This is a genomic window from Micromonospora sp. NPDC005205 (assembly GCF_040608275.1).
GTDB lineage: Bacteria > Actinomycetota > Actinomycetes > Mycobacteriales > Micromonosporaceae > Micromonospora.
In genome coordinates this window covers 265,240-284,999 of the sequence record NZ_JBEXHV010000003.1, presented here as the reverse complement: position 1 = coordinate 284,999, position 19,760 = coordinate 265,240, and the positions used below count along the sequence as shown (strand labels likewise).

The following is a 19,760-nucleotide window of genomic DNA, read 5'->3' as shown; positions in this document are numbered from 1 at the left end:
GTTACGTCAGATCCGGCCACCGGTGGCGGCGTGGAAGAAGTGGCTGCGACCGACAACCGGCCTGACGAACACGGTGTCACCCATGTTCGGCATGTTGCGCCGGTCGGTGCGGACGACGAAGCGCTCCGAGTTGCCACCCAGCGCGGCGTGGCCGTAGACGTTGGCGTCCGAGCCGAGGTCCTCGACCAGCTCGACCACCACCGGCATGCCGCCCTCGGTCGGGCTGACCAGCTCGCAGTCCTCCGGGCGGAAGCCCACGGTGACGTTGCCGTCGCCACCCTCGGCGCGGGCCGCCTCGACCTGCTCCCGGGTCAGCGGGATCTGCAGCTCGGCGAACTCGGCACCCCGCTCGTTCAGCGGAACGGTCTTGATGTTCATGGCGGGGGAGCCCATGAAACCGGCGACGAAGACGTTGGCCGGGGTGTCGTAGAGCGCCCGCGGGGTGTCCACCTGCTGGAGAACACCGTCGAGCAGCACCGCGACCCGGTGACCCATGGTCATGGCCTCGACCTGGTCGTGCGTGACGTAGACAGTGGTGACGCCCAGCTTGGCCTGCAGGGACGCGATCTGGGTACGGGTCTGCACGCGGAGCTTGGCGTCGAGGTTCGACAGCGGCTCGTCCATGAGGAAGACCTGCGGCTCGCGGACGATCGCCCGGCCCATCGCGACACGCTGACGCTGACCACCGGAGAGCGCCTTCGGCTTACGGCTGAGGTACTCCTCCAGCTGCAGCAGCGCGGCCGCCTCCTTGACCCGCCGGTCGATCTCCGACTTGGAGGTCTTGCGCAGTTTGAGGGCGAACGCCATGTTCTCGTACACCGTCATGTGCGGGTAGAGCGCGTAGTTCTGGAAGACCATCGCGATGTCGCGGGCCTTCGGGGGAAGGTGGGTGACGTCACGCTGGTCGATGTAGATCGAACCGGCGTCCACGTCCTCCAGGCCGGCGAGCATCCGCAGGCTGGTGGACTTACCGCAACCGGAGGGGCCGACCAGGACGAGGAACTCCCCGTCGCCGATCTCAAGGTCCAGCTCGTTGACGGCGGGACGCTCTTGGCCCGGGTAGACCCGGGATGCCTTGGAATAGGTGACAGTAGCCATGGTGAAGCGCTTCCTTTCACCGGCAGGAACGTGCCGGACGATCCGAGTGAAGGAGCAACCGGCACGTGTCCGTGCCGGTCATCGGACGGCGCTCGGTCGCGGGGGCGCCCGGTCGTCGTCCGTGTGTGAACCGTAAACGCGTTTCCCCCTGCTGCCAAGGCGGGGGTCGCCCAGCCCACCAGTCGGGCTACGCATTCCGGTCACTCGGGCACGGTCAGACATCAATCGACGCCATGGCGAACGAGTCTGCGTCGGGTTGTTGACGATTCCCGTGCTCGGGAGGCCTCGCGATCGGGATTACCGGAGATCAGTCGCTATGCTGACCTCGACGCGCGCGCCCCTGTAGCTCAGCTGGCCAGAGCACTCGCCTTGTAAGCGAGATGTCGCCGGTTCGATCCCGGCCGGGGGCTCCAATTACATCAGACCTTTCCGATCGGCGCTGCTGTGCCTCTGCCGGTTGCCCCGAGGGGCAACCGGACCTCGACCAAGTTCGCTATCGTGCCTCCGTCCCGCCATCAGGCGGCGGTCAACGGGGGAATCACAAGGACGCCACATCGTTCCTCCCCGTGGGTGCACCGAGCATCAAGATCACGGAAAGTCCTTGAAGATCAACGCGCCGGCACGCGCTGGTGAGGCCGCCGACTTCTACAGCCGAAAGTGACAGCTCGGCCGTACCGGTTCGGTGTCGCTGCTGGCGCACGGTGTCCCACATCGGACGACACGGTGCCCGACGGTAACCTGGGGCCGAGCAGCGCGGAGCGGGGCGGGGACAGATGAGTCGGGCGGTGGAGGAGTCGAACCGGGCGATGCTGCGCGCCCGGGACGCGATGGACCGGGCGTACGCCGAGCCTCTGGACATCCCCGCGTTGGCCCGGATCGCGCACGTCTCGCAGGCGCACTTCATCCGTACCTTCCGGGCCACCTTCGGTGAGACCCCACACCGCTACCTGCAACGCCGCCGGGTGGAGCGGGCGATGTCGTTGCTGATGGAGACCGATCGGGACGTCACGGACATCTGTTACGCCGTCGGCTTTGGCAGCCTGGGCACGTTCAGCCGGACGTTCCGGCAGATCGTCGGGGAGTCGCCCTCGGATTTCCGGCGTCAGCGCGTCGCGCCGGCCAACGTGCCGTCGTGCTTCACCAAAGCCTGGACCCGACCAAGCAGTTTTGGATAAGCAGCAGGTCAGGGGCTACGTCTAGCGTCATGGGCATGACGATGAACGCGATCAGCCGCTCCCAGATCTACGTCCTCGACCAGGACGCCGCGCTTGACTTCTACGTCAACAAGCTCGGCATGGAGGTCAACACCGACCAGGACCTCGGCTTCATGCGGTGGCTCACTGTCAACCTGCCCGGCGACCCGGAGCGCGAGATCCTGTTGGAGAAGCCCGGCCCGCCCGCGCTGGACCCGGCCACCGCCGAGCAGGTCCGGGAGCTGCTCACCAAGGGTGCCCTCGGCGGGTACCTCTTCATGACCACTGACGATGCCCGCAAGACGCACGAGGATCTTGTGGCGAAGGGCGTCGAGATCACGGACGAGCCGACCGAGCGCCCGTACGGGATCGACTTCGGCATCCGGGACCCGTTCGGCAACCGGATCCGCATCGGCCAGATGTTCCCCCGGGCGTAGAGGGCGTGCGATCAGCCGGGCCGCGGCGTTAGGACCGGGAGGTACGGGGTCGAACTCGTACCTCCCGGTGTGTTGAGGTGGGGATCATGGTGACCCGACTGCTGTACCTGACCCGACACGCCGAGCAGGATCTCTCCGAGCCGAGTGGGCCGGACGCCGGCGAACCGGATACCGGCCTGTCGGAGCGCGGCCGGCGGCAGGCCACCCTGCTGGGCGAACGCCTGGGGGCCCGGCGGTTCGCCGCCGTCCACCACGGGCCGCTGCGCCGGGCCGCGCAGACCGCCGAGCTGGTCGCCAAGTCGCTGCCCGACGTTCCGGTGTACGAGACGGAGCTGGCCGGCGACCACCTCCCACACGACACGGACCCGGCTGGGCTGCCGCCCGCGTACGCCGAGTTCCTGACGCAGTTCTCGGCGGCCGAGCGGGCCGGCGGGCCGCGAGTGACGGCGGACGCGGTGCGACGGTTCGCCGGCCCGGTCGCCGAGGGTCCCGCCGGCGGCGAACCGGTCCGCGAGCTGGTCGTCACGCACAGTTTCCTGATCGCCTGGCTGGTGCGGCACGCCCTCGACGCGCCGGAGTGGCGCTGGCTGGGCTTGAACGCGCACAACGCGGGGCTGACCGTCATCCGGTACAGCGCGGCCGGCCCGCCGAATCTGATCGCCGTCAACGACGTGGCCCACCTACCGCCGGAGCTGCGGGGCACCGGCCTGCCCCCGGACTATCTGATTTAGGCCGCGGTGGTCCGCAGGAGCAGCTTGACCACCGCCTGGGTGGCAGGCGGTGGCGGCTCGTCGGTCGGGCAGTCGACGTACGCGGTGTCGTTGCTGGCCACGGTGAGGCGGTAGTTCATCACGTCCGCGCAGTTGGTCGCGGTGGTGGGTCGCTGCGCCTCGCTGGCGAGCCGGGGGTCGGCGGTCAGGCCCGCGAGGGTGGCCTGATCGGCAGGTGAGAGCCGGCCGTTGCGCCGGCTGCCGGCCCGGTCCGTCACGGTCCACCTACCGTCCGGCTCGACCGCGATGGAGTCACCGCGCCCGGCGAAGCCGCCGGAGATTCGCAACGTCACTCGGGGGGCCGCAGCGCTGGCCCCGGCGCTTGCCGTGGGGGCGGCGGTCGGGGGCGGAGCGCCGGTGGTCGGAGCGGACAGGTTCGTGCCGGGGCTGTTCGGCGGCTGGTCAGGGATGCTCCCGGCCCGGTCAGCGCTGGTGCAGCCGGTCAGGAGCGCGCCCAGTAGGGCGAACGTGACGCCGGCTGTCGAGGCGGGTCTCATGTCCGTCGGACGTGCTGGGGAAGGTACTGGTTCCCTCGTCAAGCCACTCATCCGAACGGTCAATGTAGATGTCTGACATCGGTTTAGACCTTCTCTTTTCTTCAACACATAGTTATATGTACATGCGTGACTACCTCCGTCACATCCTTCTCCTCTCAGGAGCGCACGTGAAAAGAGCTCTTGCCGCCGTCAGCGCAGTGCTGCTCACCAGCGGCCTGCTGACCTGCGTCATCACCCCGGCGCACGCGGCCCCGCCCACCTCTCCCGCGCCGGACGCCTCCGCCGCGGCCCGAGCGGCAACCGTCCTACGAGCGAACCCCGGCGCCGTCCAGGGTTCGAGCGCCGAGGCCTACCAGGTGCGCAGCACCAAGGTCGACCCCAGCGGCGCGGCCCACACCCGCTACACCAGGACCTACCAGGGCCTGCGGGTGTACGGCGGTGACTTCGTCATCCACACCGCGCCGAACGGCACGTACGCCGGCAGTTCGGTCGGGTTGGCCGCGCCGCTGACCCTCGCCACCTCGGCCAGGACCACCGCGGCGGCCGCGAAGAAGGCCGCCAGCGCCCGGTTCGCCGGTAAGGCCGAGGCGGTGGGCACGCCGGAACTGTTCGTGGACGCCAGTTCCGGGCAGGGTCGACTGGCCTGGGAGACCGTGGTCAGCGGGTGGCAGCCCGACGGGCAGACCCCGTCCCGGCTGCACGTGATCACCGACGCCACCACCGGCGCGACCGTCGGGTCGTACGACGAGATCGAGTCGGTGACCGGCAGCGGCCAGGGCATCTACACCGGCACGGTCAGCATCGACACGACGCTCTCCGGCAGCACGTACCAGATGATCGACCCGTTGCGTGGCAACGGCCGCACCTGTGACATGAACAACGGCACGTCGAGCTGCACCACCTTCACCGACGCCGACAACGCCTGGGGCACCGGAGCCACCTCCAGTCGGCAGTCCGCCGCGGTGGACGCGCACTTCGGCGCCGCCAAGACGTTCGACTACTTCAAGAACACGCACGGCCGTAACGGCATCTTCGGCAACGGCAGCGGCGTGCCGAGCCGGGTGCACTACGGCAACAACTACGTCAACGCCTTCTGGGACGGCGCCCAGATGACCTACGGTGACGGCTCGGGCAACTCCCGCCCCCTGGTCTCGCTGGACGTGGCTGGGCACGAGATGAGCCACGGTGTCACCGAGGCGCTGGCCGGCCTGGTCTACTCCGGCGAATCCGGCGGCCTCAACGAGGCCACCAGCGACATCTTCGGCAACATGGTGGAGTTCTACGCCGCCGCGCCGAGCGACCCGGGCGACTACCAGGTCGGTGAGAAGATCAACATCAACAACAACGGCACGCCGCTGCGCTACATGTACAACCCGTCGCTGGACGGCTCGTCCGACAGTTGCTGGTCCACCAGCACCAAGAACAAGGACGTGCATTACTCCTCCGGCGTGGCCAACCACTTCTTCTTCAACCTGGCCGAGGGCACCGGCGCCACCTCGTACGGCACCTCCCCGGTCTGCGGTTCCGCCCCCGCGGTGACCGGCATCGGCCGGGCCAAGGCCGAGAAAATCTGGTACCGGGCGCTTGACGTCTACTTCACCTCCAACACGTCGTACGTCAGCACCAGCAACCCGGCGAACACCGCCCGCGCCTACAGCCTGCGGGCGGCCACCGACCTGTACGGCAGCTGCTCCACCGAGTACAAGGCCGTGCAGGCAGCCTGGACCGCGGTGAACGTGGCCGGCAGCGACTCCGCCTGCTCGACCGGCAACGACTTCTCGGTGTCGCTCTCGCCGACCGCCGGTTCGGTCAACCCGGGCAGCTCCGCCGCCACCACCGTGTCGACCGCCACCACCAGTGGCTCGGCGCAGACGGTGACGTTCTCCGCGTCCGGCCTGCCCAGCGGGGCGAGCGCCGCGTTCAGCCCCGCCTCGGTGACCTCGGGCGGCTCGTCCACCCTCACCATCAGCACCTCGGCGAGCACCCCGGCCGGCACCTACTCGGTCACCGTCAACGGCGCGGGAGCTGTCACCCGCAGCGCCACCTACACGTTGACCGTGAACGGCACCGGTGGTGGCTGCACCGCGCCGGGGCAGAAGCTGGCCAACCCGGGCTTCGAATCCGGCGCGACCGGCTGGACGGCAAGCTCCGGCGTCATCACCAACTCCAGCAGCCAGGCAGCTCGCACCGGGTCGTACAAGGCATGGCTGAACGGGTACGGCAGCACCCGCACCGAGACGCTCGCCCAGTCGGTGAGCCTGCCGGCCGGCTGCGCGTCGTACGCCCTCAGCTTCTGGTTGCACATCGACTCCGCCGAGACCACCAGCAGCGTCGCCTACGACAAGCTCAACGTGCAGGTGCTCAACTCGAGCGGAACGGTTCTGGCCACCCTGGCGACCTACTCGAACCTGAACAAGGCCACCGGCTACAGCCAGAAGTCCTTCTCGCTGGCGTCGTACGCCGGTCAGACTGTCAGCCTGAAGTTCACGGGCGTCGAGGACTCCTCGCTCCAGACGTCGTTCGTGGTCGACGACACCGCGATCAACGTCTCCTGACCTGACGGCTCACGCGCGGGCCCGACGGCTACCCCTCACGGTGGTCGTCGGGCCCGCGTCGTTATGGTCGCGGCAGCGGGGCGACGACGCTGGCGGGCAGATCGGCGGCGCCGCACAGGTGACGCCGGGAAGGGGCCGATGTGTCGGACGCGGAGTTGACAGTCGAGGTGACCGGGCCGGTCGCCACCGTAGTCATCAGCAACCCGGCCCGGCGGAACGCCATGACCGCGGCCATGTGGCGTCAGCTCCCCGAACTGCTCGACCGGCTGGAGTCCGACCCGGCCGTACGGTCGTTGGTGCTCACCGGTGCCGGTGACGCCTTCTGCGCGGGCGCGGACCTCGGTGACCTGGCCGAGTTGCTGGACGCCGGTGACGCCAGCATCGCGGTGGCCGCCGAGGAACGGCTGGCCCGGTTCGGCAAGCCGACGATCGCGGCCATCCGGGGTGCCTGCGTCGGCGGTGGGGCCCAGCTCGCAGTCGCCTGCGACCTGCGGATCGCCGCCGACGACGCCCGTTTCGGCGTACCGCCGGCCCGGCTCGGGCTTGTCTATCCGGCGCCGACGACGCGCCGGCTGGCCCGGCTCGTCGGCCCGTCCGCCGCCAAGCACCTGCTGTTCACCGCCGAACTGGTCGACGCTGAGCGCGCCCTGCGGATCGGCCTGGTCGACGAACTGCTACCGGTCGACCGGCTCGCCGCGCGGGTGGACGAACTGACGACGACGATCGCCATGCGGTCCCCGCTGAGCATCGCCGCCGCCAAGGAGATCATCGACGGTCGCGCCGAGCCCGCGCGGATCGCCTGGTGGCACCGGAAGGTGACGACGACCGGCGAGGCCCGGGAAGGGGTCGCGGCGGTGACCGAGCGGCGTACGCCCCGCTTCGCCTGGCGGCCCCCGACCGACGCCTGAGTCGGCAGGGTTCGGCCGCCGTCGTCGATGGGTAGATCCCCTCCCCGCGGCGATCGGGGGACCACTATGGACGAGACGGCGACGAACCCGGACCGGAGCGGCCGGCGACTTCGTCTGATTCTTGCTTTCGTGCTGCTGCCCGCAGTTGTCGGCGCGCTCGCGGTCGGTGTCGCGATGGGTGGCCGGAACACCGGCATCTTCGACGGTGACCCGCCGGGCTGGGCCAGCAACCTGGGACTCGTCCTGGTGATCCTCGGAGTCATCGTCGAGGTGGCCGCAGCCGTCTGGGTCGTACGCACCGGCCGTTACCGATCGGCACGACACTCGCCCCTGATCGGGCTCGGTTGGTCGCGCCGTCGTCGGCTGGATCGGCAGGTTCGACGCGACGCACCGGAGGCCGATGAAGACCCGGGTCTGCTCGTGGAAACCGCCAGACAGTTCGTCAATCAACGGTACTTCGCGGTGCTGTGCGCCGGTTTGCTGATGACGAGCGTCGGTCAGGTCTTCGTGGGGTTCGCGCCGTTCCACGCGATGATCGGTGGGTTGCTGCTGGTGCTCTGGGTGGTGCTGATCGTGTCGGTCGTCCGCAACGCCCGTCGGGGCGAGGCGTTCCTGCGCGCCCACCCGGATCTGCGCGGACGGTAGCCGCAACCCGCTCCCACCCATCGCAACACCTCGATCCCGGGTATCCACGACTCAGGTCGGTACGGCAGGCTGTCCGTCGTGCAGCGTGATCAGTTGCTTGCGGGCCGCTACCGGCTCCTCGAGCGCCTCGGCAGTGGCGGCATGTCGGCGGTGCATCGGGCGTACGACGAGGTGCTCGAACGGGACGTTGCGGTGAAGGTGCTGGTCGCCTCGGACACCGACGCCCGGCAGCGGATCCGGGGCGAGGCCAAGGCCGCGGCTCGGCTGTCGCATCCGCACGTCACCAGCGTCTACGACTACGGCGAGTCGGTGGTGGACGGCGCCGAGGTTCCGTTCGTGGTGATGGAGTTGCTCGGCGGTCACACAGTGGAGCGCCGGTTGGTGGTCGGGCCGCTGCCCCCGCGCGCCGGTCTGAGGGTGTGCGCCGAGGTGGCTTCGGCGCTCGCCGCAGCGCACGACCAGGGGTTGGTGCACCGCGACATCAAGCCGGCCAACGTGATGCTCACGCCGACCGGTGCGAAGGTGCTCGACTTCGGCATCGCGGCTGCCGTCGGCGCGCCGGAGATCGACTTCGAGGGGCGGCTGATGGGCACGCCGGCGTACCTGGCGCCGGAGCGGTTGCAGGCTGGCGAGGTGCGGCCGGCCAGCGACGTGTACGCCCTCGGCCTGCTGCTGTACCGGGTGCTCACCGGCCGGTTGCCGTGGCCCGCCGAGGCGCAGACCCGGATGGTCCGCGCGCACACGCCCGTCGAACCGGACCCGCTGCCCGCGATCGACGGCGTGCCGCCCGAGGTGCACCGGCTCTACCGCTGGTGCCTGGCCGCCGACCCCGCCGATCGGCCGCCGGCCACCGACGCGGCCCGCATCCTGCTCGCCGCCGCCAGCGGGGCCGCCCCCGAGGCGGCTGCCGTCCCCGCCCAACCGGCGGCCGACGTAACCAGGCAGACCAGCCCTACCGGCACCGAGCAGACCGGCACCGAGCTGGCCGGCACCGAGCAGACCGGCACCGAGCAGACCAGCGCCGAGCAGACCAGCCCCGAGCTGGCCGGCACCGAGCAGACCGGGACCGGGCCGACCAGAGCCAGGGCGGAGGGTGCCGGAACGACTGGTGATTCGGCGGTGCGGATGAGGCGCGGGCCGTGGCGTCGAGGGCGAGCCATTCTGACGGTCGGCGGGGCTGTGATCGCCGCCGTGGCGCTCGCCGGGTCGCTCGGTGACTTCAGCAATCGACAGGGACAGAGCGCCACGCCGACCAGCAGCGGCCCCGGCACCACCACGGTGGGGATGCCCCGCACCGAGGACCCGACCGACGTGGCCGATGCCGGACCGGTCGTCGTACCGACGACCAGGAGAAGCTCGCCCGCCGTCCGGACCAACTCTCCGGCCGGTCCGGGCGTGACAGCGGTCCCGGGCCCGACGGCCACCACCGCGGGACCGCCCCCGACCTCGGCCGCGCCGACCCCGACACCTGGCGTCGGCGTACCGGTCGACGCGCTCGGCGGAACGGTCACCGCCCGCTGCGTGGGAAAGTCGGTCGAGGTGCTCACCGTGGTGCTCGCACCCGGTTTCCGGGCCGAGGGGTACGACCCGGGGCCGGCAAAGCAGATCGTGGTCGAGCTGACCTCCCCGGAGCACCGCAGCGAGATCCGGGTTCAGTGCCCCAACGGCCAGTTGAGGGCGAAGGTCAAGGAACGCGCCGCCTGATCGGGGGCCGGCGGGTGCCGCGCCCGGGTCGTACCCGGGACGCGGCCCCCCGTTCCCGCCGGCCGGTCCGTCACCGCCCGGTCAGCGCCGCCCAGCCCGGGTTCACCGGCTCCCGGCGAAGCGGCATGCCCGCCTCCGCCGGCGTCCGGTCCCCCTTGCGCTGGTTGCAGGCGTAACAGGCGGCGGTGGTGTTCCGCCAGGTGTTCCGGCCGCCGCGCGAGCGGGGCAGGATGTGGTCGATGGTGGAGGCCGGGCCGCCGCAGTACGCGCAGCACCTGTCGTCGCGGCGCAGCACACCGGCCCGCGACCAGGCCGGCCCGGAGTTGAACCTCCACCGGGTGACGACGAAGCGGACCAGCCGCACCACCCGGGGCATCGGGAAGACCCCGATCACCCGGTCCGGCTCGGCCTCGTGGATCTCGGCCACCCGGCGGCAGAGCATCCGGACGGCGTGTTGGACGGTGACCCGGTGCAGCGGGCCGAGGTCGGCGTTGATGACGAGGACGGCATCCACCGGGACTCCTTTCCAGATGGTGACGGACAGCAAGAAGCCGCCCGGTCCGGCTGTCGGACGGGGCGGCTCAGCGCGTACGGACGCGCGTCAGTCGGGCCGGCCCGCCCGGGGACCTTCCGCTCGGTAACCGTCACCGGGCAGCGTCGACAGCACGATGCTGATGTGCCACATCGTCATGAGCTGCTCCCGCGGTGGTGGTTGACAGTGCGCGCTCACGGTAGGTCGACCCGGGAGGCACGGGCAACGTATTTCGATCGGCTGGCCCCGTCGGGACGCCGCTGGCGGCGCGTGCGGGGAACTGCTTTGGCCGAGACCTGGGCGGTGGTCAGCGGCCGGTTCAGCCGCAGTGCCATCCGTGCGGTGAGTTCGCTGTCCAGCAGCGGCCGGTTGACCTCACCGGCGACGGACAGCGCGGGCCCGGAGACCGACCGCCAGATCGCGGCCAGCCCGGCGCCGAGGCCCACCAGGGCCACTGTGGCCCGGGTGGTCGGTGAGCCGGCGGCCGCGGCGGCACTCACCCCGACGACCGCGAAGAGCACGAGCAGCAGGGGTACGAGCACCGGCCAGAAGATGCCTCGGGCCGCCTGCGCCACCAGTCGCCGGTCTCGGATGATCAGGTTCCGGGCGATCACCGCGTAGTCCTCCTCGTCGAGCAGGTCGCGCGGGTGCAGGCCGCCGGTGAGCACGTCGCGCCAGAGGTCGCCCTGGCCGCGCAGCGCCCGGCTGAGGGTGGCGGGCGTCGGCTCGGTCGGATCCCCGTGACCGGCGCGGTCGACAGCGCTCGCCCAGGCGGCCAGCGAGCGGCGCACCACAGCGGCCGAGTACGGCGGCAGCACGCTGGCCAACTCGTCCAGCCACCGGCTGATCTGGACCTGCCGGCCGCCGAACTGCCGCAGCAACTGCGTGACGTCGCCGGCTCGGACGGTGTCGGCCACTGACCGGCCCAGTCGGTAGGCGAGCCCGACCCGGTGGTTGGCGGCCATCGCCCAGCGCAGCACCTCCACGTTGAGGTCGTCGAGGGCGAGCAGCAGCGGCACCGGGTCGGCGGGGTCGGGCTGGCCCAGGTCGGGGAGCAGGGCCCGGGCGGCCGACGTGTCGGGTGCCGGCCCGGTGTGCCGGGTGAGGTCGGCGATCTGGGCCAGGGCGACGTCCACCCCGTCGAGGTACATCCGCATCCGACGGTGGGCGGACATCTCGGTGAGGTTTGAGAGTTTGGCCGGCGGTACGGCCGGGCGGGCCTCGACGAAGGCGCTGGGCTCCGCGTGCTGCCCGTGGTGGTAGGCGTCCGCCATCCACCAGCCCAGCCGGAGCGCTGTGACGATGCAGGCGCGCTCGTCGCGGATCAGCGGGTACGCGTCGTCGCGGCCGATCTCGTCCGTCGACGAGTCGTTCTCCGCGCCGGCGCGGTGCAGTGGTGACATCTCCCGCTGCCCTCCCGCCCGGCCGATCGACGGTTGATCATTCGAGCGTACGGCAGCGTACCGTGGCTTATGTCATGTTTTGTCGATTTGGCTTCGTGCGGCCGGCCAGCAGGCCACGCGGTCGGATCGAGAGCACCGGCTCGGCCGCGCCACCCTCGGCGCGCAGAATGTGGTTCGCGGCGATGATCCCGGTCGCGGCCGAGCGTTCCATCAACGCGCTCGGGAAGTCCGTGGCGATGCCGTCGCCGGCCAGGTAGAGGCCGGTCGCGTCGGTGCGTACCCCCGGTCGCCATGCGTGGCTGCCCGGCGTGAAAGCCGGCGCCTGCGCCTCCACCCGGGCCCGCAGCTCGCGGACCCGCAGGTCGCCGGCCTCCGGCCAGAGCGCGACCAGCTCGCGGCGCATCCGCTCGGCCAGCTCCTCGGCCGGCACGCCGGGCTCGCAGGCGTACGCGTGCAGCTCGACGACGGAGCCGCCGGTCTGCTGCGCCCAGCGCCGCGACTCGTTCTCCAGCCGGTGGTAGAGCGTCACCGAGTCCAGAGTGGGCTGACGGGACACGCCGCTGAACACCGCCCGCTCGGCGGACACGTCCCCGTCACACCAGTACCGCGCCACCGCGTACGGCGGGCCGGGGGTGCCGAAGGCCGGCATCCGTGCCGCCAGCTCGGGTGCCTGCTCGGCCAGGTCCGGGGAGGCCGCCACCAGCGCGGCGAGCGCCGGCGGGTCGACGGCGAGCACGATGTGACCCGCCGGATGGCTGCCGCCGTCGGTGGTCGTCACCCGCCACCCCTCGCCATCGTGGTGCACCCCGGTGGCGGCGCAGCCGGTGAGGACCCGGCCACCGTGCTTCTCCACGTGCCGGGTCAGCGGCTCCCAGATCGCCGTGGCGTAGTCCTCGTCGGGGCAGTCGAAGGCCAGCCCCTCCGGGTTGCCGAGCAGATAGAAGTGGAACTGGGCGACCATCTCGGCGGCCGACATCTCCGCCTCATGGTTGAAGAACGAGTGCGAGAAGACCTCGAACAGCATCGCCCGAGCCCGGTCCGGCAGTCGCAGCGACGCCAGCAACTCGTCGGCTGTGGTGTCGTCCAGGTCCGCGTAGGTGCGCACCGGGTCGTAGCTGAGCAGCGGCAGCGCCGCGTCCCGGTCCATCAGTCGCAGGTCGGCCAGGCGCAGGCTGGGGCTGCGCAGCAGCAGCGCCAGCAGGTTCGCCGGTGGCGCGGGCGGCAACCTGCCGAACTCCTCGGTCGGCCACTGCTCGCTGAGAATCGGGTAGCCCGGAATCGGCTTGAGAAAGCCCAGGTCACTGTCGACCCGGCGGAGGATGGACCGCCAGTTGTAGTACTGCCGGAAGAACGCGTGGAAGCCGTGCTCGTTCTGCTGGCTGCCGTCGGCGAGCGCCTCGGGCCAGGCGCCCAGCCGACCACCGAGGGTGGGTGCCGCCTCCAGCACTGTGACCGCCACACCCCGCTCGGCCAACACCACCGCCGCCGACATCCCGGCGATGCCGCCACCCACCACCAGCGCCGTGGTCGGTCGCGGCACCCGGTCGGCGCCACCGCCGCCCGGGTCCACCTGGTGCTGCCTTACGCCGATCAGTCGACCTACCACTTGCGACAGCGCCATGGGCCCAGTCTGCCCCACCTCGGCTCAGTCGGCTGGCAAGCAACGGCGGGGACGGTCGGAGGCCGGCCAGACGTACTCCAGGTCCTCCGGCACGTCGTCGCCGAACAGCGGGCGGTAGTGCGTCGGGTCCTTGCGCAGCAGCGACGAGCGGTGACTGAGGTGCAGGTCGTCGCGGCCCAGCCACGGTGGCAGCTCACCCGCTCGGGCCAGCTCGTCCTGGGTGCGTACCACGCCGGGCCCGCAGGCGTCGGCAAGGTCGACGGTCATCGTGGTGGCGCAGGTGTCGGCCCGCCCCGGTTCGGTCCAGACCGCGCACATGTCCAGCCCGTAGCGGACGAGCGCCTCCTCGTACCCGGCCCACATCTTCACGGCCGGGTGGTTGCGCCAGCCGTACCCGGGTCGGGTGAGCCCGCGCAGCACCTGGATGGCCTCCACCCGCTGCTTGCCGAGCCGCTTCTGGTCCAGCGTGCGGGCGCTGGCCAGGAAGCCCGGGTACGGGAGGAACGTCTGCATGCCGCTGCTCTACCCGTCGCCGGGGCGGACATACCTGGCCCGGGGATGATCCGGACGGGGTCGCCCAGGGTGGCCGTGCTGATTACGATCCGGGCATGGCGGAGCCGTGGCGGGACCGGGCGCGACGGGCGGTCGAGTGGAACTGGCGACTGCGGTCCGTCGGTGATCCGCGCCCGCACTACGTGATCTGTGGCAAGGACGCGCTCGCCTACTACGTGGCCCGGGCGATGCTCGAATCCGAGCTGCCGGTCGGTGGGGCCCGGGTGACAGTCGTGGTGCCGGAGCGTTACCGCAGCAACGGGCCGGACGTGGCCGGGCTGCGCGGGGTCCGGGTGGTCCGCTCGGACCGGCTTGACGTGGCCACCTTCGAGGCCGCCGGTCTGGCCGGCGCGACCGGGCTGGCCCTGTTGCACCAGGACGACGTGGGCAACCTGCACGCCGCGCTCTGCGCCCAGGCCGTCGACCAGCGGGTTCGCCAGGTGCTGCGGATGTTCAACGGCACCCTCGCCGACGGCGTGCGCAAGCTGCTCAAGGCCCCGGTCGAGGTGCTCTCCGACGCCGAGATGGCCGCGCCGGCCTTCGTGGCCGCCGCGCTCAACGAGGTCGACCCGAGCTCCTTCCAACACCGGGACAAGACGCTGCGGGTGGCGCGTCGGGCCGACGTCCGACCGCAGGACGTGGTCTGCGCGTTGGCGCACCTCAGCGAGGCGCGGGGGGTGGAGCTGCTGCCGGCCGAGCAGGCCGGGGCCGACCTGGTGCTGGCCGAGGCGACCGGTCAGCCGCCGGGCACCGAGGTCGCCGCCCGCCGGTTGGTCCGGGCGCGTCGGCGGCGTCGTCCGATCTCGGTGGTGGTGGGGGCGGTACGCGGCTTCGCCACCCGAAAGATCGGCATTGCGGTGATGGTGGTGCTCGCGCTGATCGCGGTGCTGGGGGCGCTGATCTCCCGGGCCGAGGACGTCTCTCCGCTGGAGGCGCTGTACCTGACGCTGGTCACCACGCTCAGTGGCGCCGACCCGGACACCACCAAGGCGGCGGACGCCCAGATCATGCAGGTGGTGCTCAACCTGGCCGGCTTGGCGCTGATCCCACTGATCACCGCCGTCGTCGTGGACGGCATCGTCAACGCCCGACTGGCCCTGCACACCGGCCGCCTGCAACCCGCGCGGGTCGGGCACGTGGTGGTGATCGGTCTGGGCAACGTCGGCACCCGGGTGATGGCGCAGCTACGCGAGTACGACGTCGAGGTGGTGGCCATCGACAAGGACCCGGAGCCGCGTGGCGCCGCCCTGGCCCGCCAACTGGAGGTGCCGCTGATCGTCGGCGACGCCGCGTTGCCGGAGACACTCGCCTCCGCCTCGGTGGCCGACTGTCAGGCGCTGGTGGTGGCGTCCACCGACGACGTGGCCAACCTGGAGGCGGCCCTCGCCGCCCGCGACCTCCGCGCCGACCTGCGCGTGGTGCTGCGGCTCTTCGACGGTGACTTCGCCGAACGGGTGGAGGAGACCTTCGCGCTCGGGGTGTCCCGCTCGGTCTCCTACCTGGCCGCCCCGGCCTTCATCGGGGCGCTCACCGAACGCGCCGTGATCAGCACCATCCCGGTCGACCGGCACGCGCTCCCGGTCGCCGAGGTGCCGGTCGCCCCCGGCTCCGAGCTGGACGGTCGACCGTTGGACGCGGTCAACCGGGACGGGCAGGTCCGGTTGATCGCCCGCACCCCGGCCGGCGGTGCCAGGACCATCTGGTGGAAGGACCTCGACCCCCGCCAGGTGATCTTCGCCGGCGACCGACTGACCGTCGTCGCCCGGCGGCGCGGGCTGGACTGGCTGACGCGCCAGTGCGCCCCGCCGGCCTACCCGGAGCCGGTAACCCGACCGGCCGGGTCGGTCCACGGCGGAGTGCACACCCCGGCGGCGGCGTCTCCCCCCGTGCCGGGGCAGACGGGCCCGGGGGCCAACGCGGCACATCCCGTCCCTTCGGGTGGAGACACGCCCTCGACGACCAACGGTGTTCAACCCGACGAACGTGAGCTGACCCGCCGGCATGACGGGCCCGGCGAGGTGAGCTGACGCCAGCCGGGGGCGGCCGGTGCGGCACGCACAGGTCAGGTAGTCGACTTGCAGTGGCGTACGTTGTGCGTACACTCACGGTGTGAGTGCGAAGGCAGAGCGGCTGCACCTGCGGGTGGATGAGCAGCAGAAGGCGTTGCTGGAAGCGGCCAGTCAAGCCGCCGGGGACAGCGTCTCGACGTTCGTGTTGAAGGCGGCGACCGAGGCCGCGGCGGATGTGCTCGCCGACCGGCGGGCGTTCCTGCTGGACGAAGACGCCTGGCGGGTCTTCGACGAGGCGTTGCAAGGGCCGGCGCAGGACGTGGCCGGGCTGCGGGAACTGTTGACCGGTCCGACGGTGCTCGACCCGCCGACTGATGGTGCGCCACGGTGAGTTCCCGCTTCTCGGCGGTCGAGCCGCTGTCGGCCGAGTTCGCGGTGACCGGGTTCGACTGCGGCTCCCGCGCGCAGTCGGTGTGGTTGGCCGAGCATGCCCTGCAAGCCCACCGGGCGGGCTTGTCCCGGGTGTACGTGGTGCGGGACAACGAGCGCCCCGATCAGCGAGTGGCAGGCTACTACGCCCTGGCTGCCGGCAGCGTCGCCCCCGCCGACGCCTCGCCTCGCCTGCAGCAGGGGGCGGGCCGCTACCAACAACCGGTGGTGATCCTGACTCGGCTCGGGGTCGACCGCAGCGCCCAGGGCGTTGGGCTGGGCCGAGCCCTGGTGGTCGACGCACTGCGGCGGATAGCCGCCGCCTCCGAGGTCATCGGCGTACGCGCGGTGCTCATTCACTGCGAGGCAGAAGCCGCCCGCGACTTCTACCAGGGTCTGGCGAAGTTCGAGGCCAGCCCTACCGACTCCATGCACCTGTTGCTGCTGATGAAGGACCTTCGCCGCGCGCTCAGCGGTTGATCGGTCAGCAGGAACCGGCCGGCAGTGGGCGACAATCCATGGCATGCGTTTCCGCATCCTGGGTCCGACCCAGGTCGTGCTGGCCGACGGGCGAGAGGTCCCCGTGGGCGGCCCTCGGCTGCGCGCCCTGCTGGCGCTGCTCCTGCTCGACGCGGGTCGGGTCGTCTCCGCCGACCGACTGATCGACGGCCTGTACGGCGAGCACCCGCCCCGAGGTGCGGCCAACGCGCTCCAGTCCCAGGTGTCGCGACTGCGCCAGGCACTGCCCGCCGGGCACGACCCGGTCGAGTTCCACCCGGCCGGTTACCGCTTGGCGGTGGATCCCGACGACGTCGACGCGTACCGCTTTGAACGGCTCGCCGAGTCGGGACGCCGCGCGCTCGTCGACGGCGACTGGCCCCGCGCGGCGGCGGTGTTGCGCGAGGCGCTGGAGCTGTGGCGCGGTCCCGCCCTGGCCGATGCCATCGGCGCAGCCGGCGCGCCCGCCCAGGCGGCCCGGCTGGACGAGCTGCGGTTGGCCGCCATCGAGGATCGGATCGAGGCGGACCTGGCGTTGGGCGCACAGAGCGCCCTGATCGCGGAGTTGCGGGAGGTGGTCGTCGCGCATCCCCTGCGGGAGCGCTCGCGGGGCCAGCTGATGCGTGCCCTGGCGGCACTGGGTCGGCCGGCGGAGGCGCTGGCCGAGTACGAGGACGCCCGGCACACGCTGGCCGAGCAGCTCGGCGTCGACCCGTCGGCGGAGCTGGCCGCCGTTCACCTGGCGGTGCTGCGTGGTGCGGAACGCGGGCCGGCCGAACCGGTGCTGCCGAGCCAACTCACCACCTTCGTCGGGCGCGAGGAGGAGCTCAAGCGCGTCGGCGACCTGCTCGGAGAGCGGCGGCTCGTCACCCTCACCGGTCCCGGGGGCGCGGGCAAGACGCGCCTGGCGATCGAGGCGGCCGGCCGGGTCGACGGGGAGGTCCGTCTCGTCGAGCTGGCCGGGCTGGCCGACGGTCCTGATGTCCCGCAGGCGGTGCTGAGCGCCCTCGGCCTGCGCGACGCGGGCCTGCGCGCCCCGGCCGAGCCGGGCTGGCAGACCACCGACCGGTTGATCGAGGCGCTGGCCGAGCGGCGGCTGCTGCTGGTGCTCGACAACTGCGAGCACGTCCTCGTCGACGCGGCCCGGCTGGCGGCCCGGTTGCTGAGCGCGTGCCCGGCGTTGCGCGTCCTGGCCACCAGTCGGGAGCCGCTGGGGTTGGCCGGTGAGGCGCTGTGCCCGCTGTCCGGGCTCAGCCTGCCACCGCTCGGGGCGTCCGCGCCGGACGCCGACGACTACGCGGCGGTTGACCTCTTCGCCCAACGGGCCGCCGACGTCGCGCCCGACTTCACCGTCACGCCGGCCAACGTCGAGATGGTGCTGCGGATCTGCCGAAGCCTGGACGGCCTGCCGCTGGCGATCGAGTTGGCCGCCGCGCGGCTGCGGGCGTTGCCCGTCGCCGAGGTGGCCGCCCGTCTCGACGACCGGTTCCGGCTGTTGTCGACGGGCAACCGGGCCGCGTCGCCGCGACACCGCACCCTGCGGGCCGTGGTCGAGTGGAGTTGGGATCTGCTCGACGACGCCGAACGGGAAGTGGCCCGACGGCTGACCGTCTTCGCCGGTGGGGCCACGCTGGAGGCGGCCGAGCGGGTCTGTGGCCTGCCCACCGCCGAGTTCTTCGACGCGCTCACCGGTCTGGTCGACAAGTCCTTCGTGGAGATGACGGGTGGCCGGTACCGGATGCTCGAAACGGTGCGGGCCTTCTGCGCCGAGCGTCTCGCCGAGGCCGGCGAGGCCGACCAACTGCGTCGCGCGCACACCGCGTACTTCCTGGAGTTCGCCTGGACCGCCAGCGACCACCTCCGGTGCGCGGAGCAACTGCACTGGCTGCGACTGCTGGACGCCGAGCGGGACAACCTGCACGCGGCGTTGCGTCGGGCCACAGCGGCCGGCGACGCGTCCGGCGCGGCCGGGATGGTCGCGGCCCTGTCGTTCTACTGGTGGCTGGGCGGCATGCGCGGGGAAGGGGCGCGGCTCGCCGCGGACGTCCTCGAACTGCTCGGCACCGAGGCACCGCCGGGGATGGGTGAGGAGTTCGCCCTCTGCGTCTACAACGCCTCGCTCGCAGGCGTCGGCCACCTGCCGGCGGTCGGGACGCAGTCGTCCGTGATCCGCAGTCTCGACCGGACGCCGCGACAGCCGTTCCTGCTGTACCTGTCGGGGATCTCGACCGGGCCGCCGTCCGGCGGCGCCGAGGATGTCGACGAGCTGATGGGGGAGCTGCGGCGGCTGGTCGGCCCGGAGGACGCGTGGATCAACGCGCTCGGCGCGATGGGCAGCGGCGCGGCCCTGATGTGGAGCGACCAACGTGACCGGGCCAGGACCGCGCTGACCACAGCGCTCGACGGCTTCCGCGGCACCGGGGACCGGTGGGGCACCATGATCACGCTCGGTGCGCTCGGCGAACTGGCCGCCCTGCAGGGCGATGCGGAGACCGCCGGCGCCCACATGGACGAGGCCATGAGGCTGGTCGAGGCACTCGGATCGGCCGTCGACCAGGCCGACATGCTGCGTACCCGGGGCGAGATCAGGCTGCGCGCCGGTGACCTCGCGGCGGCGCACGACGACTTCACCGGTTCGCTGCTCCTCGCGCAGGGCAGCGGCGCGCCCGAGTTCGTGGCCAGCGCGCGGCTCGGCCTCGCCCAGGTGGCCCGGGTACGAGGGGACCTGGCCGCCGCGAGGCGGTTCTGCGAGGAGGCGTTGGCCGGTGGGCTCACCGGCTGGTACGTCGGCGAGGCCGCCCGCGCGGAGATCGTTCTCGTCCTGAAGGAGATCACCGAGGCGGAGAAGGCCGGTGCGCCGCCGTCAGCGGGCGGTGCGTGACCGGTCAGCGTCGGGCCGCACCGTGGGG

General features: G+C 71.7%; 17 protein-coding genes and 1 tRNA gene. 12 read left to right on the top strand and 6 right to left on the bottom strand.

What is annotated here, in order from left to right:
* Positions 1 to 6: 6 nt before the first annotated feature.
* Positions 7 to 1,098, bottom strand: a complete 1,092-nt coding sequence (gene ugpC, locus ABZU43_RS08720) for a sn-glycerol-3-phosphate ABC transporter ATP-binding protein UgpC (RefSeq protein WP_355005899.1) — start codon at positions 1,096 to 1,098, stop codon at positions 7 to 9.
* A gap of 336 nt (positions 1,099 to 1,434) precedes the next feature.
* Between ugpC and ABZU43_RS08715 the strand changes: the two genes are divergently transcribed.
* The 4 genes from ABZU43_RS08715 (at position 1,435) to ABZU43_RS08700 (ending at position 3,459) form a co-directional block, all read left to right on the top strand.
* Positions 1,435 to 1,511: transfer RNA gene (locus ABZU43_RS08715), tRNA-Thr, on the top strand.
* A gap of 360 nt (positions 1,512 to 1,871) precedes the next feature.
* Positions 1,872 to 2,273 carry an AraC family transcriptional regulator gene (locus ABZU43_RS08710; protein WP_355005898.1) on the top strand — a complete coding sequence of 134 codons (402 nt, stop codon included), beginning with the start codon at positions 1,872 to 1,874 and terminating at the stop codon, positions 2,271 to 2,273.
* A 35-nt stretch (positions 2,274 to 2,308) separates the two neighbouring features.
* Positions 2,309 to 2,728: a VOC family protein gene (locus ABZU43_RS08705; RefSeq protein ID WP_088952055.1), complete on the top strand. Its 420-nt coding sequence runs from the start codon at positions 2,309 to 2,311 to the stop codon at positions 2,726 to 2,728.
* Between the two features lie 86 nt (positions 2,729 to 2,814).
* Entirely contained in the window at positions 2,815 to 3,459 is a 645-nt protein-coding gene (locus tag ABZU43_RS08700; RefSeq protein WP_355005897.1) for a histidine phosphatase family protein, read from the top strand.
* On the opposite strand, the gene ABZU43_RS08695 is transcribed toward ABZU43_RS08700, so the two are convergent.
* On the bottom strand, positions 3,456 to 3,995 hold the full coding sequence (locus ABZU43_RS08695; protein WP_355005896.1) for a hypothetical protein: 540 nt from the start codon (positions 3,993 to 3,995) through the stop codon (positions 3,456 to 3,458). The genes ABZU43_RS08700 and ABZU43_RS08695 overlap by 4 nt on opposite strands.
* Positions 3,996 to 4,162: 167 nt before the next feature.
* On the opposite strand from ABZU43_RS08695, the gene ABZU43_RS08690 reads away from it, so the two are divergent.
* The 4 genes from ABZU43_RS08690 to ABZU43_RS08675 all read left to right on the top strand — a co-directional run bounded on the left by ABZU43_RS08690 (position 4,163) and on the right by ABZU43_RS08675 (position 9,807).
* Positions 4,163 to 6,550, top strand: a complete 2,388-nt coding sequence (locus tag ABZU43_RS08690) for a M4 family metallopeptidase (RefSeq protein WP_355005895.1) — start codon at positions 4,163 to 4,165, stop codon at positions 6,548 to 6,550.
* A 140-nt stretch (positions 6,551 to 6,690) separates the two neighbouring features.
* The gene (locus ABZU43_RS08685; RefSeq protein ID WP_355005894.1) at positions 6,691 to 7,458 is read left to right on the top strand and encodes an enoyl-CoA hydratase/isomerase family protein; all 768 of its coding nucleotides are present in this window, start codon (positions 6,691 to 6,693) and stop codon (positions 7,456 to 7,458) included.
* Positions 7,459 to 7,524: 66 nt separating this feature from the next.
* Positions 7,525 to 8,103, top strand: coding sequence for a hypothetical protein (locus ABZU43_RS08680; RefSeq protein ID WP_355005893.1), 579 nt, complete (start codon positions 7,525 to 7,527; stop codon positions 8,101 to 8,103).
* Positions 8,104 to 8,181: 78 nt separating this feature from the next.
* Positions 8,182 to 9,807 carry a serine/threonine-protein kinase gene (locus ABZU43_RS08675; RefSeq protein WP_355005892.1) on the top strand — a complete coding sequence of 542 codons (1,626 nt, stop codon included), beginning with the start codon at positions 8,182 to 8,184 and terminating at the stop codon, positions 9,805 to 9,807.
* 70 nt (positions 9,808 to 9,877) lie between these two features.
* Here ABZU43_RS08675 and ABZU43_RS08670 read toward each other — a convergent pair whose 3' ends face one another.
* The 4 genes from ABZU43_RS08670 to ABZU43_RS08655 form a co-directional block, all read right to left on the bottom strand.
* Positions 9,878 to 10,321, bottom strand: a complete 444-nt coding sequence (locus tag ABZU43_RS08670; protein WP_238676588.1) for an HNH endonuclease — start codon at positions 10,319 to 10,321, stop codon at positions 9,878 to 9,880.
* A 212-nt stretch (positions 10,322 to 10,533) separates the two neighbouring features.
* Positions 10,534 to 11,742 (bottom strand): hypothetical protein, encoded by a 1,209-nt coding sequence (locus tag ABZU43_RS08665; protein WP_355005891.1) that lies wholly within the window; start codon positions 11,740 to 11,742, stop codon positions 10,534 to 10,536.
* A gap of 67 nt (positions 11,743 to 11,809) precedes the next feature.
* Positions 11,810 to 13,363: an FAD-dependent oxidoreductase gene (locus ABZU43_RS08660; RefSeq protein WP_355005890.1), complete on the bottom strand. Its 1,554-nt coding sequence runs from the start codon at positions 13,361 to 13,363 to the stop codon at positions 11,810 to 11,812.
* Positions 13,364 to 13,387: 24 nt separating this feature from the next.
* Positions 13,388 to 13,876: an MSMEG_6728 family protein gene (locus ABZU43_RS08655; protein ID WP_355005889.1), complete on the bottom strand. Its 489-nt coding sequence runs from the start codon at positions 13,874 to 13,876 to the stop codon at positions 13,388 to 13,390.
* A gap of 95 nt (positions 13,877 to 13,971) precedes the next feature.
* Here ABZU43_RS08655 and ABZU43_RS08650 point away from each other — a divergent pair, with 95 nt between their 5' ends.
* The 4 genes from ABZU43_RS08650 to ABZU43_RS08635 all read left to right on the top strand — a co-directional run bounded on the left by ABZU43_RS08650 (position 13,972) and on the right by ABZU43_RS08635 (position 19,732).
* Positions 13,972 to 15,942, top strand: coding sequence for an NAD-binding protein (locus ABZU43_RS08650; protein ID WP_355005888.1), 1,971 nt, complete (start codon positions 13,972 to 13,974; stop codon positions 15,940 to 15,942).
* A gap of 82 nt (positions 15,943 to 16,024) precedes the next feature.
* On the top strand, positions 16,025 to 16,315 hold the full coding sequence (locus ABZU43_RS08645; protein WP_355005887.1) for a DUF1778 domain-containing protein: 291 nt from the start codon (positions 16,025 to 16,027) through the stop codon (positions 16,313 to 16,315).
* The gene (locus tag ABZU43_RS08640; RefSeq protein WP_355005886.1) at positions 16,312 to 16,833 is read left to right on the top strand and encodes a GNAT family N-acetyltransferase; all 522 of its coding nucleotides are present in this window, start codon (positions 16,312 to 16,314) and stop codon (positions 16,831 to 16,833) included. Before ABZU43_RS08645 ends, ABZU43_RS08640 begins: the two co-directional genes overlap by 4 nt.
* A 43-nt stretch (positions 16,834 to 16,876) precedes the next feature.
* Positions 16,877 to 19,732 carry a BTAD domain-containing putative transcriptional regulator gene (locus ABZU43_RS08635; RefSeq protein WP_355005885.1) on the top strand — a complete coding sequence of 952 codons (2,856 nt, stop codon included), beginning with the start codon at positions 16,877 to 16,879 and terminating at the stop codon, positions 19,730 to 19,732.
* Positions 19,733 to 19,760 lie beyond the last annotated feature (28 nt).

What these genes read in the sequence shown, in the direction of transcription:
- ugpC (WP_355005899.1), bottom strand. Translation starts at nt 1,098, where the DNA reads ATGGCTACTGTCACCTATTCCAAGGCATCCCGGGTCTACCCGGGCCAA.
- ABZU43_RS08710 (WP_355005898.1), top strand. Translation starts at nt 1,872, where the DNA reads ATGAGTCGGGCGGTGGAGGAGTCGAACCGGGCGATGCTGCGCGCCCGG.
- ABZU43_RS08705 (WP_088952055.1), top strand. Translation starts at nt 2,309, where the DNA reads ATGACGATGAACGCGATCAGCCGCTCCCAGATCTACGTCCTCGACCAG.
- ABZU43_RS08700 (WP_355005897.1), top strand. Translation starts at nt 2,815, where the DNA reads ATGGTGACCCGACTGCTGTACCTGACCCGACACGCCGAGCAGGATCTC.
- ABZU43_RS08695 (WP_355005896.1), bottom strand. Translation starts at nt 3,995, where the DNA reads ATGAGACCCGCCTCGACAGCCGGCGTCACGTTCGCCCTACTGGGCGCG.
- ABZU43_RS08680 (WP_355005893.1), top strand. Translation starts at nt 7,525, where the DNA reads ATGGACGAGACGGCGACGAACCCGGACCGGAGCGGCCGGCGACTTCGT.
- ABZU43_RS08665 (WP_355005891.1), bottom strand. Translation starts at nt 11,742, where the DNA reads ATGTCACCACTGCACCGCGCCGGCGCGGAGAACGACTCGTCGACGGAC.
- ABZU43_RS08660 (WP_355005890.1), bottom strand. Translation starts at nt 13,363, where the DNA reads ATGGCGCTGTCGCAAGTGGTAGGTCGACTGATCGGCGTAAGGCAGCAC.
- ABZU43_RS08655 (WP_355005889.1), bottom strand. Translation starts at nt 13,876, where the DNA reads ATGCAGACGTTCCTCCCGTACCCGGGCTTCCTGGCCAGCGCCCGCACG.
- ABZU43_RS08650 (WP_355005888.1), top strand. Translation starts at nt 13,972, where the DNA reads ATGGCGGAGCCGTGGCGGGACCGGGCGCGACGGGCGGTCGAGTGGAAC.
- ABZU43_RS08635 (WP_355005885.1), top strand. Translation starts at nt 16,877, where the DNA reads ATGCGTTTCCGCATCCTGGGTCCGACCCAGGTCGTGCTGGCCGACGGG.